This window comes from Spirochaetia bacterium (assembly GCA_022482625.1).
GTDB lineage: Bacteria > Spirochaetota > Spirochaetia > Sphaerochaetales > Sphaerochaetaceae > Pleomorphochaeta.
Genome location: JAKVOU010000001.1, coordinates 3,090,306 through 3,105,570 on the forward strand (window position 1 = coordinate 3,090,306; position 15,265 = coordinate 3,105,570).

Below are 15,265 nucleotides of genomic sequence, written 5' to 3' on the forward strand. Positions count from 1 at the left end.
CCTTCCATTGTCTTTGACTTCTGCGATATTAAGTAGAAACAGCCAATCAAGACTTAGCAAATAACTGGAGAAACTTATAGTTGAATTTTTTTCCTTGAGCATTTGAAACAAATCAACAAGCGGAATGGTATTGTTTTTTTTGAGATATTTGAGAATAAGCCCACCGATATAATATAATGTAAATTCTGGTTGGATGTTGTCAGGTAACAGCATAGTTATAATGCTCCGGATTCTTAAAAATTTTGCAGCGGATAAAGGCATCTACTACCACGATAGATACACATAAATCAAGTTCTTCCAATGGCAAGGGAATGTAATTATTACTTTTTTGAATTATTTGCTCTGCATGGTTAATAATTGCATAAAAAATATCATACTCTTTTTTCTGTTCATGTACGAGTCGGTGGTAAAGTTTTGATAGCATATGGTACACTGCCAAACGTTTATTTATTCCCAGTTTATCACATTCCCGATATTTTTCATCCAAACGGCCATAAAAATCCTTGTACAAAGGTATTTCTGGTATATCATTCAGATTGTTGAAATCTATTTTCCGTTGAATTTCATATTGATTAGGCTCTGGTTTATCAATATTATCACTCAAGTCCGCTTCTGCAAGGATATTGATAATACAAGACAGGTCGCTGTCTACTTTTTCTATTGATATGTCTGATTCGAATTCTTTTTTCAGAAACAGATAAATTTTCCTTTGTTTTGGAGCTGACATAACTTGGATCTGGCGTAGCAAGGATGGAATATCATAAATATCCTGATAAGGATCAAAATCCATTTCATTTGGATTAGAGAAAGAAATATCTTTTAATCTTGAAGCATCTTTTGAAATACAGATAAACATAAATCTGTATGCTCTGTAATTTTTAAGATTGTCTTTTATCAGTGCTGTCGCTAGTTTTTCCTTGCTGTTTTGAGCAGATACCTGTACTACTATTTTATTTTCTCTATCGATAAGGTCAATTGATGTCATGTTTTGTTTTTCAGTATTGATATTTTTCAATTTGTATTGAAAAATCAGATTGAACATATCAGCAAAAAAAGATTCAGATAAGATATGGATGTCAGTACAATTAATTTTACCACGTATTTCTATTTCATATGCGAGAGAACTTAATTTTTCTGTGATATAGTTAAAATAAAATAATCTATCCATCTCAATATTCCTTACCAACATGTTCAGTATAACATGAAGTTGACATTTCTTATAGTAATTATTATTTGTTTGTCTATTTTGATTTACTGTTCTATACAGTTTTATAGCAATGTCTGTTTCCTGTTTTTTTTGAGATGAGTTTTTTCCTTGTCAAGAGAGATAATCGGAAGAGGATAATGGAGTATACTGATTGTCCATCAATATTCCTATCTTTTCTAGAAAAACGCACCACCCATATTGCGGGGTGGTGGATTATATTTCACTTTTTGTTGGACCAATAAGTTCAACTATGTATTCTGTTCTTGATCCATGCAATGGCATCACCTATGGTTTCGTCATGGCAATACTCATTGAAGATTTCATGGAACAAGCCTCCGTAGATTTTCATCTGCTTGTCTTTTGAAGCTGCATGTGCAAAGAACTCGAACGTATCCTTGGGATCGACCAATCCATCCTTCTCTCCATGAAGCATCAGCACAGGGAAGGAGAATGAAGAAACTGCTTGTCCAAACCATTTCAGTCCGTCTTGGATTGCATAACACAGTCCGATGGTGAATGTCATCGTGTTGTAAGGATCCTTTCCGTACCAGTCTGCTACTTCCTTGACGGAGCAGACTCCTGCACCCAGCTGGTTGGGAAGTTTCGTGTGGGGATCCTGTCCTTGTGGCACTCCAGAGATGAGATGTCTGTTATCGCCTGTAAGGGCGCCGCTGGCAACGATGCCTGCAAGTTTCTTGTCCGGATACTTTGCACCATAAAGGGCTACTGCAAAACCTCCCATGCTATGCCCGAGCAGGAATACCGGTTTTCCTGGATTTTCTGCAATGGCCATATCGACGAAAACATTGACATCACCAAGCATCTGCATATAGTCATCATAGTAGGTCCTTTCTCCTTCGCTGCGTCCATGTCCCCTATGGTCGAAGCGATAGGTACCGATACCGGCCTGATGGAATTTCTTTGCCAGATAATCATATCGTCCCTGATGCTCACACAGTCCATGTACGATTACACAGACGGCCTTGTCCTTCTGGTCCGTTTCCCTGTTCAGAAAAAGCTTGGTACCGTCGAAGGAACTTATCATTGTTTGCATATGCAATACCTCCGTCCTTAATCATCTCACGTTTGGGTCCAAAGTCAAGGTGAAAAGCAAGACTTGATTTTACTGAAGTTATATTATCCTATTTAGCTAATATTTTATGGCATAAAAAGAAGTTTATAATAAAATTTAGTTGTAGCAAAAGCTTTAATTGCAGGTTTTGAGAATTGTTTAAGTGACTCAAGTATGTTAAAATTAACTGAATTCCAAGAAAAAGGGAAAACACCATGAATTATGAAGAATTTTACGGACAGTATCTGAATCTTGAAAATAAACTGGCAGTTGCCAGTAAGAATGCTCTTAAGCAGCAAAAATCAATTGCAAAAGATTTAGCCCAAGGGGATCTTTATTCTTTTGAGAAAAGTATGACGGAAATGCAGTCTGCTCTGTCGGAACTACAATTGCAGTTGCAAGAACTAAAACAACTATCTGACAATTTTGATGGTACTGCATACCTTGAAGAAGGTGATTTTGCACGGCAGCTGTTGTCTGAATGTGAAAGGAAAAATGTTGATATCAAGGGTGATTTCCCTGTATTTGAGATATTGCCGTTTACTGTTGCCGTTGATAAGAATACCCAACAGATAAGTATCGATCGAAAAAAATATAAAACTATTCGTCCTAAATATATTGTCAATACTATCGTCAAGATGCAAGATAAACTTAAGTCAGCTTCTTTTGCAGCCGTACGTTTTGCCACTGAAATATCAAAAGTGTATGACATATTATTAGTTCTTCATGGACAAAAGGAAGGAACTGATATGTATTTGATGGATATTTATCAACTCATGGTGCCCATGGCTCGATCGAGAAAAGACTATTCCAAGCAAAACTTTGCATATGATATTTCACGGCTTGCAGTTGCTGGACAAATTGTGTTACGGGATGGAAGGACTTTTCAGTTGGGAACTTCCAGAAACAATGTGAAGAAAGGCATACGGACATTGAATCCGAATGGCAAAGAAGAATTTTTTGCAACAATCAGGTTTTATGTGGCTTGACAAGGAATTGTAAGTTATAAAGGGCAGTGGACAGAATAAAGGATATCATAATGGTAGGTAACGATATTATCCCTATGCAAAATAACAGCAGTGACAGGATTGTCGACTTTTGGAATGCAAGGTATCTGCATGAATTTATTCCTGCTGGAGGAAGTAAGATTAAATTCGTAACAGGCTTGGAAGAAAGCGGAAAAACATCAATGCTCCGACAAGCGACAGCCGAAGCAAAAGAAGCTGGATTCTTGACTGTCTTTTTTTCTGCAAGAGATATCTGGCTTTATGACTTTAAGTTTGTTTTCTTTGAAATATTACGGCAGGCTAGGCTTGAACATCTTATTATACGTTGCTCGGATGCTATCATTCGCCAAATGGGTTTTGATTCGGCAAATATTCCTACAGGGAAGACTTTTATTGATTTTTTAGCTTCTGAAAATAGAAATGATGCACTTGAAAGACTTGAAATAAGAAATCTGCTCAGGAAGCGGTTCAAGGAAAATCCAGTGATGGATAATAGTTTTGCTATTGCCTGTTCTTTGCTGTGTGGAGATTGCCTTGGTCAACCGAAACTTGAGCCTGAAAGCAAGGAACATATTTTTGCATGGCTTACTGGACAGAAAGGGTTTAGGGTTACTTCTTTGAGGCCTCTTGGTTTCTCACCTGTAAGAATTAGTAAATTCAATGCACGTAGAATGTTGATGTCATTATGTGAGTTGGCAAGAATCAGCGGATATGCAGGGTTGTTTATTGCAATCGATGATGTGGATGTGCTTGTAGATAAAGCAAATTATGGTTTGTTGCACTACACAAAGATGCGTAGGGAAGATACCTATGAAAGTATCAGGGAATTGGTTGATGATATTGATAATTTTAACAATATTATGTTTGTCTTTGGATTTGACCGAAGTTTGATTGATGATGAGAAGATGGGATTGAAATCTTATCAAGCTCTTTGGATGCGAATCCAGAACGAAGTGGTTTCTGAGAGATTTAATAAATTTGCTGATGTGATTGACCTGAATAGACTTGCTTCTTCCATGTATACACCTGAAATGTTGATTGAACTTTCTCAACAGCTCTGTAGCAATGTTAAGGAAGGGAAAATACCTGTTCCGATAAATGCCGACATGGCTGAACAAATACTTACATTATCAAGGCTAAATGGTAAGTCAATTCCTTTATTGGTCAGACAGGCTACGTTAGGGAGTCTGATGGAAAAACAGGAGCAGTAATATGGACTTTGATTTTGAAGCAAGGACGATTATAGAAGCACTTCGATCGGGTATTCCCTCCAGAGCTGTAGGTAAATATTTTGCTCAGGCAAGGCCAAGGGTTTTAGCAGATATTGAACATGATATCACTATGGTTGGAAAAACGGGGCAATCTTCAGGCAAGATTATCAGCGGAAAATATGGTGAAGGGAAAACCCATTTGCTCAATACAATTTTTAACTACGCACATGACAACAATATGGTAGTATCCATGATTTCCCTGAGCAAGGAAACTCCTTTCAATAAACTTTACGATATCTATAGAAAGTTGATGGCGAATACTTATTTGCCCGGCAAAAAGCAACCTGGATTTATTCATGTATTCCAGGAAAAGCTGACTCTAAATTCCAATATTTCCTCAAATATGTTACTTTATTGTCTTGAACGGCTTGATACTGACAGGTTGTTTTTCCTTTTGAAAGACTATATTCATACCAATGATATGGATGAAAAGGCTTTGCTTCAGTCTGATTTGGAAGGTGATTTTATACCAAACACAATGGTTAAGTCGATTTATTTTCGAGTATTTAACCAAAGAGCAAAGTTTAAGGTTAATTTTGTCAAATCACGACATTACCAAGATTATTATTACTTAATGAGCAACTTATTCAAGAACCTTGGTTATGATGGATGGGTGATACTCTTTGATGAAACTGAATTGCTTGGGCGTCTTGGTAACAAAACACGAATGGATGCTTATCGCAATATGGGACGCTTCCTTTTTCCTGCAGACAGTTTGGAATCCGTATATACACTGTTTGCGATAAGTTCTTCATATGTTGAAGATGTCATTGAGGGGAAAAAGGACAATGCGGTCATTGATAAGTATTTCTCTGAGACGCCAGAAGTTTATCTTAAGGTAATCGAAAAAATTAAAGAGGCTGATCAGTTGAGTCCTTTGACTGAAGATGAAATGCGCTCTATACTCTCCAAGATTGTCCTGTTCCATTTTAAAAGTTATGATTGGCATACCGAAGTTGATATGAATGATTTTTATGACAAGGTATCTGCGGGCGGTTATCTACTTCGTTCCAAAATTAGAGCAGCCATTGAATATCTTGATATCCTTTACCAATATAGAATGAAAAGTCACATTACGATTAATAAAATTGATAGTACTATTTTCGAGAAAGAGTTTTCAGATGAGTAATCATTTCCCCAATTATTATTCGAAGTTTAAGCGTAACTGTGCTATCAATATATACCATGTTGGTTTTTCTGTGTCACTATGTGTACAAATTAATACACTAACTATAATCAACACATGGATATATTTATTTGGTGAAGTTGTAACTACTTTTGCTTGATTGTCTTGACATATGACTGAAAATTCGTCTAGTTTAATCGACGGAGATTTCTATACATGATGAGACTTACGAAACGGGTATTTTCTGATCTTGCCATCTGGATGATGGGGTTTGGTATTTTGGTGGGGATACTGTTTCCCTTTTTCATGAGATTGCTTGGCATTTCCGATTCCATTGTCATGACATGGTGGTTCTTTACTGTCTGCATGATTGCAGGCCTTTGTGTCGGATTCGTCAATATATTGCTGGCAAAGCGTGTAGTCGGTCAACGTCTGAATGTCCTGGCGTCTCATATGAAGGACATAAGCGGACATCTCAAAAGTCTTGAGCACAAGGAAAACTTTGACTGTTCTCCTCTCAAATGTCATATACCTGTGGATTCCGAGGATGCCATAGGTGCCAGTTCCCTCGCATTCAATAACCTTGTTGATACGCTGGCCGATACCATGAATGCAGAGATTAGCATCAGGAACTATACCCAGATGTTGACTAGCCACTTGGAAACGACAGGATTGTGTCGAAGTGCTTTGTTGCGCCTGATTGACATGCTCGACGCCCAGGGGGGTGCCATATTGGTGGATGAAGAAGGTGAGCTGACTGTCCATTGTGCATCTGGTCTTACTGGAACTGACCGATTGCAGGATAATCCCCTGGTGTTGGATACTCTCAGGACTATGAAAGATAGGCTCATCGATATTCCTAGTGACATTGAACTGGATGGGGTAGTGACTTCCTTCAGGCCTCATCAGGTAATGGTCCGACCGATAATTTATAAGCAGCTTCCTCTTGGAGTTATCCTTTTGGCTACTTCAGGCTGTTTCAAAGGTGAGTTGTTTGCTAATCTTGATGTCTTTGCAAAGAGCCTTGCCCTTGCCCTGCACAATGCGATGACCCATGACCAGGTACAGAAGCTTGCCGCGGTCGATCCATTGACAAGTGCATATAACCGCAGGTTCGGCTATGCCCGTCTGCATGAGGAATTCAACCGTGCGGCAAAACAGGAAAGTGCATTGGGCCTTCTGATGATTGATGTGGACAAGTTCAAGCAGATCAATGATGTCTATGGGCATTCAGTGGGAGACCGGGTATTGAGAAGTATCGTTACCTCAATCAGAAGTCAGCTGAGGGAAGGTGATATCGTTGTCCGCTTGGGCGGTGATGAATTCATGGTAATTCTTCTTGGTGCATCCAGGATGGACAGCGGGGTATTGGCCGAAAATATCCGCCGTCAGGTTGACGAGAGGAGAATCTCTTATGGTGAACAGGCAATAGAAGTTTCCATCAGCGTAGGTGCCGTATCTTTCCCTGAATTTGATGTTGACAATGAGAATGACCTTGTTGAAGCCGCAGACAAGGCTTTGTACATTGTCAAGAATGCTGGCCGCAACAAGGTTTCAGTCTTTGACATTTCTTAGATTTCAACGACTTTGATCATGTTTGTCATACCTGGGTATCCCACAGGCACTCCCGCTGTTACTACTACTTTCTGACCTGCTGTGACCATGGCATGTTCCTTTAGATAAGCCGGAGCAAAAGCGAGCAAGTCATCGACTGTCTTCAGGTCATCTGCTATGAGGACAGGCGTGACGCCCCAAGCCAAAGCCAGTTTCCTGGCAGTCTGGACCACAGGTGTAAAGGCAATTATAGGTATGCCTGGGCGAAACTTGATGATTCGTCTGGCCGTACTGCCGGACTGGGTAAAGCAGGCAATGTACGAGGCATGCAGTGCCATTGCAAGTTCCCTTGTTGCAAGTCCTACAGCTTCGGTCGTTGTCCTTTTCAAACGCAGGTCTATGTATTCCCTGTTGGCGTTCTGGCCGATGACCGCCCGATAGAATTCATCGCTTTGTTCTGTCCTGCAGGTTATCCTGTGCATGATCTGGACAGCTCTGATAGGAAATGCTCCCGCAGCAGTTTCTCCGCTGAGCATCACTGCGCTTGTACCATCAAGGACCGCATTTGCCACATCGGCAGCTTCCGCTCTTGTGGGCCGGGGATTTTCGATCATGGAATCCAACATCTGGGTGGCCGTAATTACCGGCAAACCTCCCTCAAGACATGCATGTATGATTTCTTTTTGGGCAATCGGTACCTCTTCAAGCTGCATTTCCACACCCAAGTCACCTCTGGCTACCATGATGGCACCGGCTTCCTTGATTATCTCGTGGATATCCTTTACTGCTTCAGGTTTCTCAATCTTTGCAATGATAGGAATTACCTTCCCGTATTTGCTGAGCATGTAGGCTTTCAGAGCTTTGACATCATCCGCTTTCCTGACAAAGGACAGGGCAACATAGTCAAGGTCATTGTCAAAGGCGAAGTCCAAGTCTCTGATATCTTTTTCCGTGAAGGATGATAGGTGGGACAAGGGCACGCCGACCGGATTTACACCTTTCCTGGGCTTCAGTTCTCCTCCTTCGATAATCTTGCATATGATATCTTTCCCGCTGACCTGCTGCACTGATAATTCAAGCAGGCCATCGTCGATAAGTATCCTGCTGCCACAGGAGATTTCTTCATGGAGATAGGGATAGTCAATGCTGATACGCTGATCGGTACCTAGGAATGGCTCCGTTGTGACCGTAATGGTATTTCCTTTTTCAAGCATAAAGGATGGTTGTGAGAGTTGCCCGATTCTTATCTTTGGTCCCTGAAGATCTTGAAAAACTGTTACCTGTATCTGTAATTCTCCAGCAGCTTTTCTTACCATGTCAAGTCGCTGTTGCTGTTCATCCCGAGTGCCATGACTGAAATTAAGTCTCAGAGCACGGGCTCCTGCTTCAATGACGGCCTTGATTGTCTGGTAGTCGTTGGTGGCTGGTCCAAGGGTTGCCACGATTTTTGTATACATTTCATCCATTTCAAATTTTCCTTTACCCCTTTGCCTTAATCGTATCTGGGTTGCCCTGACAACGCAAGGTGCTTACGATATTTTTTGTTCGTTTTGTTTCCAGGGGAGAACTGTAAGGTCTGTTGCAATCTATTTGGCAACTGTTCCATTTTCACTGAACATGCAGGTATAGTACCTGGGTGTAAAACCGGTGAACCGTTTGAAGGTCGTAATGAAATGACTTTGGTCTGAAAATCCACATTGCAGGGCTGTTTCGACGGGAGCGCAGCCTTGCTGAAGCATTTTCTCTGCATGTTCCAACCTGATGGAAAGCAAGTATCGATAAGGAGAAATTCCTATTTTCCTTGTGAACTGCCTGCTCAGGTATGATTTGGAGCAGCCTACGAGCCCAGCCAACTCCTCAATGCTGAGATTTTCTGTCCAATGTGCTGCAATGTAGGTTGTGATCGTGGCTATTGCATCAGTGGCTACAGCTTGTTGCTTTTGTTTGTTTTCTTTCTGTTCCAGTACCTGTTCCAGAATCTGGTAAAGCAATTCCTGTTTCTGGAGCCTTGTCCCTGCTCCAGCTTTGATGAGATCAAAAAGCTGAGAAAGCGTTTGGTACAGTTCTTGGTCATTTATTACGGGAGCAGTGAAATAGGCAGAAGGAATTCCTTCGGGATAGATATCTTTGCTGTATTTCAGCATTATCTGTCTTGAAAGGGTTATGGCCCGATAGTCCAGGGGTGTATTGTCCAAGGAATTGCAGGTGTGCGGTTCCCCTGCATTGAACAGGACTATGCTTTGGGAGCCTGTTAAGTATGTCCTGTGTCTGCAGACTGTTTTTTCGGCTCCTTTTTCAATGAAGCCGATGACATGGAAATCATGGATATGCGTCGGGAAATCCTGCAGGATACCCTTGAGCCTATAGGCATCAATACCAAGTTCATCATCGTGGTATATATACCGTTGCGGTTTCATCCCTGTCTTATCATCCTCCGTTCATAATAGAATGTCGGTCCTAGGATAAGCAGACCACCTGCAAGTTGCAAGAGGGAGGATGGTTCCTTGAGGATGACAATACCGAAGAAAATACCGGAAAGAGGTTCAAGATAGCTGAGTGAGACAATTTCAATGGCTTCAAGCTTTCGGTAACTTGAGAAATACAGGAAATATGCAAGACCTGTATGGACGAAACCGAGGATCAGAAGCATCAGGAACTGAATATTGCCAAGTGCAAGAACGTGTTTCAGGGAACCTGTTGCTATCTGATAAGGCAGGAGTATTACAGCTGCACCGATGAACTGCAGGAAAGTTCCCTGCAATGTCGTGAGGTTGGTATCTTCAGTACTTATCTTTCGGTTGAGCAGGACGATTGCTGCATACAGCAGACCGGATACTCCTGCTCCGATTATGCCGATGCCAAGAGTATTGTGTGCCCCGATGAGAAGCATGAGTCCGAGGAAACAGAAAATGACTGTCAGGATCTGCAGACGGTCTGCTTTTTCATGAAGAATGAAAGGAGAGGCTATGAGCACATAGACCGGGCAAAGATTGTAGATGAGTATTGCCGTAGAGACCGTGGTGTATCTGTATCCTATGAAAAGAGCTGCCCATGCAAGGCCGATGAGCGTGCCGCTGATGACGTATAGTCTGCTGGCTTTTTGCTTGAAGATTTCCTTATGTTGTTTTGTACAGAGCATGATAAACCACAGAAGTGGCAAAGCCAGGACTGCCCTGTAGAAAGCAAGTTCAAATGGATCAAGAGGTATCAGCCGAGAGAAGAGGCCTATGCTGCCCCAAAGCAGCATACAGGCAATGAGAAGTAGTCTGTTTTTTTTCATGTACGGGAGTATACAGTTAAAAGGGCCTTCTGTATTTTAACATAGTGAACAATTGTCTTTCAGTATGGCTCTGCTTTTTTCCTTTTACGTCATGGAACGGATGAATCCATAGGCAAAGCTGATTGCTCTGACGGTCAGATGCTCGCACAGGTGCGGTGGGTCATCTGCCTTGAAGCCGCCAGGCCGCAGACTGCTGCATGCAAGGGACGAAAATTCCTTGCAGAAAGCCTGTGCAAATTGTCTGCAGATTGTGCTGATTGCAGCATCATCCATGCCTTTTCTTGCAAAATGGATACCGATAAACATAAGGGAACCTTCGACAAGCCCGCATTGGGCTCCTGCTCCTCCTGCCCCGTGCATGCCGATTGCGGCCTGCAATGTCTGTTGTTCCATCGGCTCTTTGAAAAGCGTGCCGAGTATCAGCAGCGTACAGCGCGCACAGTTGATGTCTTTGTCCCAATAATAGGTATGGACTTGTCTTTCAATTATCTGTATGTCCGTCATTGTGTTCCATCTCCTTGGTGGAACAGTATAAGGTATGATATGGATCAAGGGAAGCGACTGGCTGGATTTGCTGATATGACAAATATATTGACGTAACAATTATTATTATGTTATATTATTTGTTATGAAAACAATTACATTGACTACAGATGCACAGCTGCGGATTTACATGCAGCCGTTGCGGCAGAAGATTCTCAGGCTTCTTTCCATCAAAGGGCCGATGACGGCAAAGATGGTTGCAGATACTCTGTCAATTACAAGTTCCAGTGCCAAGCACCATCTTCTCAGGTTGGAATCGATCGGAGTTGTCGAAGTCGACCATACTCAGCAGATTCACGGTATTACGGCAACCTTTTTCCGTAATGCACCGGTGACAGTCAGCCTTGGTAGTGATTTTTCCGAAGATCGGGAAATCCTGGCACAGGATTTGCTCAGAGATGTTCAAGAGGGATTCTTCAGGAAAATACACAATGCAAAGAAAGGCCAATCTTCCAGCTTTGAAGGGGATATGCTGACTGGCGTGCTCCATCTGACGCAGAGTGAAGCCGATGAGCTTTATGAATTGATCAGGACATATATTAGTTCCCATGAGACAAAGAAAGAAGAAAGTTTGCCATTTGTCTATTCTTTGGTAGCCTATCGTGAATGAGACGAAATCCTTTGCCAGACAGCTTGCTGTCATTGGATTGGGATATTTTTGCACAGGGATTACCATCCCTGCGTTGAGCCTTGTCATAACAAGCAAGGGATTCTCTCTCCTTCAGCTGAGTTCAGCAATGCTCTGCTATTCCGTGACTACAATACTCCTTGAAGTTCCCAGTGGCATTTTCTGTGATGCAAAAGGTCGCCGTTCCAGCTATGGTTTGGGATTGGTGTTTGCTATTGTCAGCACTGCTTGCTTGTTTTCACCATCATTCTGGTTGCTTTGTGTCGGATTTGCACTGGGAGGATTCGGACGAGCTTTTTCAAGCGGAAGTCTGGATGCTTTGGTCATCGAGGATTATCTGCATGGTGGAGGAAGCATGGGACATGTCGTCATGTGGACTGAAATCATCTCTGATGCAGCTCTTGGCATAGGAGCCTTGGCCGGTGGTTTGCTCCTAGCAGTGGGGAAAGACGGCCCTCACCTTACTGATGTACTTCTCGGTGTAAGGGTTTTCCTGCTTTCAGTCTGTTTGCTTTTGCTCCGGTTCTGGGTTCGAAAGGACAGGGGAGGGTCGAAAGAGTATGTAGGCTTTTCGGCACAGGCAAGGTTGGTAACAGCCAAGATGCATACCAATGGCATTATGGTGTGGTATCTGTTTTTTACCTTGCTGCTTGGATTTCAGCTGGCCTCACTTGAAAGCTACTGGCAGCCATATCTGAAGTCTTTGCTGTCTGCCTCCTCTGAGTATTGGATCTTGGGAGTCATAGGTGCTTCCATCTTTCTTGTAAGTGTCATCGGTTCCGTTGCTGGCAAATTCTTCCAACGTTATGGCAGGCTACCACAACTGTTGCTTCTGAGTTTCGGTATTGCCTTTCTGCTTGAACTGTCCTTACCCTATACGAAGACACTGTTCATTTTTTGCATTCCCTATGTACTTATCTACTTCAACCTTGGCGTTGCTTCCGTTGTCGGCGGATGCCTGTTCAATGGAAGCCTTGATGATGCTGTCCGTTCTTCGTCATTGAGTCTCAATTCCTTTGCACTTCAGTTCGGTGCCGTGCTATCCAATCTGTTTGCCATGGCAATACTGCATCATGGTACGATTGTCACTTTGTGGATATCTGTTTCCTTGATATGTTGCTTTTCCCTGGTTGCCGGTGCCATACCGTTCATCAGGGTAGCATCGGAGCAACAAGACAAATCTTGTTCAGGTATTGTAAAGTAATGGTTCCCTCGCAAAGAGAGCTGGTGCCTGTTTTTTTAAGGTCTTTTGCATTGTCATTTGACAATTCTGTCTTATTCGGTAATCATAAAACAAGGATTGCTTTGAGGAGGTAACTGTTCGATGGCATATTTGGGTGAAGGAATCAGGAAACTTGGATTCGGATTCATGCGTCTTCCGATGAAAGGAACGGATGTCGATATAGAACAGACGAAAGAAATGGTCGATCTCTTCCTTGGAAAGGGTTTTACTTATTTTGACACGGCTTATGGTTATTTGGGGGGCAAGTCAGAAGAAGCAATCAAAATTGCACTGGTTGACCGCTATCCTCGGGAAAAATTCCAGCTTGCAACCAAACTGCCTGCATGGGAAGGTGCCTCTACCACCGAAGAAGCCCGGAATATGTTCTTTACATCCTTGAAAAGGACCGGTGCCGGCTATTTTGATTTTTATCTGCTTCATAACCTTGGTGATGAACGCACTGAATATTTTGACAGGTTTGGCATTTGGGATTTTGTACAGGAACAGAAACGGAAGGGGCTGATAAGACATGTCGGATTTTCTTTCCATGACAAGGCAGATGTCCTTGATGCACTACTGATTGCCCATCCGGAGGTGGAATTCGTTCAATTGCAGATCAACTATGCCGATTGGGGAAGTGATTCTGTCCAATCCCACAAGTGCTATGATGTAGCAAGGAAGCATGGGAAGCCTGTAGTTATCATGGAACCGGTCAAGGGTGGTTCATTGGCTGATTTGCCGCCGAAAGCTGCTTCGGTTTTCAGAAAAACAGAGCCGGAGGCATCCGTTGCTTCGTGGGCACTTCGTTACGTAGCTTCCCTTGAGGGGCTGATTACGGTATTGAGTGGAATGTCAACGCTTGATCAAGTAAAGGATAATGTTGCAACCTTTGAGCATTTCAAATCCCTTGATGCCTCTGAACGGGAGACTATTGAACAAGTAAGGAATATCCTGGATAAAGTGCCGAAAGTTCCTTGTACTGATTGCCGTTATTGCAGGGAAGGGTGTCCTCAGGGCATTGATATTCCTGGGATTTTCTCAGCTATGAATAATTTCATGGTCTTTGATAACCTCAAGGGAGCCAAAGGTTCATACAGCTGGGCAACAAGGAAAGGTAGCAAGGCGTCTTCCTGCATTGCCTGCGGGCAGTGTGAATCAGTTTGTCCACAGCATATACCTATCATCGAGGAACTGAAGAAGGCCACAGTCCTGTTTGAGTAGCTTTGATGCAAGTGCCCGGGATATATGAGGTCCAGGGAGGGAGGTTGACAGTCTACCTTGTTTTGTTATACATTGCTAACAAATGAAAGATATCCGACATGCTTATTCATTCCAAGAATTGTATTCATTCTTTTTCGAGGACTTGTACGGTAATTCTATATGTTCAAGTTATGCAATGCGCCTTGTTGATGGAACAGGACGTATGGAACGTTACCGTATCCTGGATGGAATAGACCTGATATACAATGATTTTGCTACTGACGTTCCCATGCATGGATCGGGTTGTGATACCGACTTGATGGAGATCAATCATTGTGTCGAAGGTTCTTTTTCCTGTACGTTCGATGATGGTAGCATTCTTCATATGGGAGAAGGGGACCTTGCCGTCAATTCCTTGTCACATAGGATTTCTTCATCACGTTTTCCGTTGGGCAGGTACAAAGGAATCTGCCTGGTGATACATCCCCGGGAAGCCGCACGGAGCATGGAGCGTTTCCCTTCCGAAATTACTGTTGATATTCCTTTGCTTGCACGGCGGTTCAGGGAAGAAGCTGCCTGTCTGCAGATACATGCGGTTGCTGAGGTGCAGCATATTTTTTCAGACCTTTATCTGCATTCTCCCGTCAAATACAGAAGCCTGTTCATACTGAAGTTGCTGGAATTGTTTCTATATGTTTCCCGAGCCATAAACGAGAATAGCAGGGAGCAGCCGCAGAAGCCAAATATTTCTTCCAGGCAACTGGAGACTATTCGCGCTGTTGAAGCTTTCTTGGTTGCCGAACACGAACGCAAGGTGCCTGTATGTGAACTATGCGACCGATTTGGTATCGGAATGTCTACTTTGAAGAAAAGGTTCAAAGGTGTGTATGGGTGTCCTGTTGCGACTTATCACAAAGTCCTGCGGATGCAGGAGGCAGCTCGGCTACTGCGCCAGAGTGACAATAGCATTATGATGATTGCTGGTCTTGTCGGCTATGAAAACCCAAGCAAGTTTGCCGCTGCTTTCAAGGCTTTGATGGGAGTATCTCCAACACAATATAGAAATAACCGTTCAGATCAGCAAAAAGGCCATTTGGAGTAGAAAAGGAAAAACCTGCCATGTATTATTGTTAGCAACTATTAACAATACTGCAA

Annotated in this window: 14 protein-coding genes; 8 read left to right on the forward strand and 6 right to left on the reverse strand. The window is 42.6% G+C overall.

The window, feature by feature from the left end; all coding sequences use genetic code 11:
* Nucleotides 1-199: 199 nt before the first annotated feature.
* Entirely contained in the window at nt 200-1,168 is a 969-nt protein-coding gene (locus tag LKE40_14030) for an SMEK domain-containing protein (protein MCH3918548.1), read from the reverse strand.
* A 283-nt stretch (nt 1,169-1,451) separates the two neighbouring features.
* Nucleotides 1,452-2,261 (reverse strand): lysophospholipase, encoded by an 810-nt coding sequence (locus LKE40_14035; protein ID MCH3918549.1) that lies wholly within the window; start codon nt 2,259-2,261, stop codon nt 1,452-1,454.
* Nucleotides 2,262-2,494: 233 nt separating this feature from the next.
* On the opposite strand from LKE40_14035, the gene LKE40_14040 reads away from it, so the two are divergent.
* The 4 genes from LKE40_14040 to LKE40_14055 all read left to right on the forward strand — a co-directional run bounded on the left by LKE40_14040 (nt 2,495) and on the right by LKE40_14055 (nt 7,258).
* Nucleotides 2,495-3,268, forward strand: coding sequence for a hypothetical protein (locus tag LKE40_14040; protein MCH3918550.1), 774 nt, complete (start codon nt 2,495-2,497; stop codon nt 3,266-3,268).
* A 26-nt stretch (nt 3,269-3,294) separates the two neighbouring features.
* Nucleotides 3,295-4,497, forward strand: a complete 1,203-nt coding sequence (locus LKE40_14045; GenBank protein ID MCH3918551.1) for an ATP-binding protein — start codon at nt 3,295-3,297, stop codon at nt 4,495-4,497.
* A gap of 1 nt (nt 4,498) precedes the next feature.
* Nucleotides 4,499-5,686: an ATP-binding protein gene (locus LKE40_14050; GenBank protein MCH3918552.1), complete on the forward strand. Its 1,188-nt coding sequence runs from the start codon at nt 4,499-4,501 to the stop codon at nt 5,684-5,686.
* Between the two features lie 213 nt (nt 5,687-5,899).
* Nucleotides 5,900-7,258 carry a GGDEF domain-containing protein gene (locus LKE40_14055; GenBank protein MCH3918553.1) on the forward strand — a complete coding sequence of 453 codons (1,359 nt, stop codon included), beginning with the start codon at nt 5,900-5,902 and terminating at the stop codon, nt 7,256-7,258.
* Here LKE40_14055 and pyk read toward each other — a convergent pair.
* The 4 genes from pyk to LKE40_14075 form a co-directional block, all read right to left on the reverse strand.
* A complete protein-coding gene (gene pyk / locus LKE40_14060; GenBank protein MCH3918554.1) occupies nt 7,255-8,703 on the reverse strand; it encodes a pyruvate kinase in 1,449 nt (482 codons plus the stop codon). The two genes, LKE40_14055 and pyk, sit on opposite strands and share 4 nt — an antisense overlap.
* A 120-nt stretch (nt 8,704-8,823) precedes the next feature.
* Nucleotides 8,824-9,654 (reverse strand): AraC family transcriptional regulator, encoded by an 831-nt coding sequence (locus LKE40_14065; protein ID MCH3918555.1) that lies wholly within the window; start codon nt 9,652-9,654, stop codon nt 8,824-8,826.
* Entirely contained in the window at nt 9,651-10,517 is an 867-nt protein-coding gene (locus LKE40_14070) for an EamA family transporter (protein ID MCH3918556.1), read from the reverse strand. Before LKE40_14070 ends, LKE40_14065 begins: the two co-directional genes overlap by 4 nt.
* A gap of 84 nt (nt 10,518-10,601) precedes the next feature.
* Nucleotides 10,602-11,021 carry a C-GCAxxG-C-C family protein gene (locus LKE40_14075; protein ID MCH3918557.1) on the reverse strand — a complete coding sequence of 140 codons (420 nt, stop codon included), beginning with the start codon at nt 11,019-11,021 and terminating at the stop codon, nt 10,602-10,604.
* Between the two features lie 124 nt (nt 11,022-11,145).
* On the opposite strand from LKE40_14075, the gene LKE40_14080 reads away from it, so the two are divergent.
* From LKE40_14080 to LKE40_14095, 4 genes are all read left to right on the forward strand, one after another.
* Entirely contained in the window at nt 11,146-11,670 is a 525-nt protein-coding gene (locus LKE40_14080) for a helix-turn-helix domain-containing protein (GenBank protein MCH3918558.1), read from the forward strand.
* A complete protein-coding gene (locus LKE40_14085) occupies nt 11,663-12,892 on the forward strand; it encodes an MFS transporter (protein ID MCH3918559.1) in 1,230 nt (409 codons plus the stop codon). Before LKE40_14080 ends, LKE40_14085 begins: the two co-directional genes overlap by 8 nt.
* Nucleotides 12,893-13,012: 120 nt before the next feature.
* Complete coding sequence (locus tag LKE40_14090) at nt 13,013-14,131, forward strand: aldo/keto reductase (GenBank protein MCH3918560.1); 1,119 nt, start codon at nt 13,013-13,015, stop codon at nt 14,129-14,131.
* A 175-nt stretch (nt 14,132-14,306) separates the two neighbouring features.
* A complete protein-coding gene (locus tag LKE40_14095; GenBank protein MCH3918561.1) occupies nt 14,307-15,212 on the forward strand; it encodes an AraC family transcriptional regulator in 906 nt (301 codons plus the stop codon).
* Nucleotides 15,213-15,265 lie beyond the last annotated feature (53 nt).

What these genes read in the sequence shown, in the direction of transcription:
- LKE40_14030 (MCH3918548.1), bottom strand. Translation starts at nt 1,168, where the DNA reads ATGGATAGATTATTTTATTTTAACTATATCACAGAAAAATTAAGTTCT.
- LKE40_14035 (MCH3918549.1), bottom strand. Translation starts at nt 2,261, where the DNA reads ATGCAAACAATGATAAGTTCCTTCGACGGTACCAAGCTTTTTCTGAAC.
- LKE40_14040 (MCH3918550.1), top strand. Translation starts at nt 2,495, where the DNA reads ATGAATTATGAAGAATTTTACGGACAGTATCTGAATCTTGAAAATAAA.
- LKE40_14050 (MCH3918552.1), top strand. Translation starts at nt 4,499, where the DNA reads ATGGACTTTGATTTTGAAGCAAGGACGATTATAGAAGCACTTCGATCG.
- LKE40_14055 (MCH3918553.1), top strand. Translation starts at nt 5,900, where the DNA reads ATGATGAGACTTACGAAACGGGTATTTTCTGATCTTGCCATCTGGATG.
- pyk (MCH3918554.1), bottom strand. Translation starts at nt 8,703, where the DNA reads ATGGATGAAATGTATACAAAAATCGTGGCAACCCTTGGACCAGCCACC.
- LKE40_14065 (MCH3918555.1), bottom strand. Translation starts at nt 9,654, where the DNA reads ATGAAACCGCAACGGTATATATACCACGATGATGAACTTGGTATTGAT.
- LKE40_14070 (MCH3918556.1), bottom strand. Translation starts at nt 10,517, where the DNA reads ATGAAAAAAAACAGACTACTTCTCATTGCCTGTATGCTGCTTTGGGGC.
- LKE40_14075 (MCH3918557.1), bottom strand. Translation starts at nt 11,021, where the DNA reads ATGACGGACATACAGATAATTGAAAGACAAGTCCATACCTATTATTGG.
- LKE40_14080 (MCH3918558.1), top strand. Translation starts at nt 11,146, where the DNA reads ATGAAAACAATTACATTGACTACAGATGCACAGCTGCGGATTTACATG.
- LKE40_14090 (MCH3918560.1), top strand. Translation starts at nt 13,013, where the DNA reads ATGGCATATTTGGGTGAAGGAATCAGGAAACTTGGATTCGGATTCATG.
- LKE40_14095 (MCH3918561.1), top strand. Translation starts at nt 14,307, where the DNA reads ATGCGCCTTGTTGATGGAACAGGACGTATGGAACGTTACCGTATCCTG.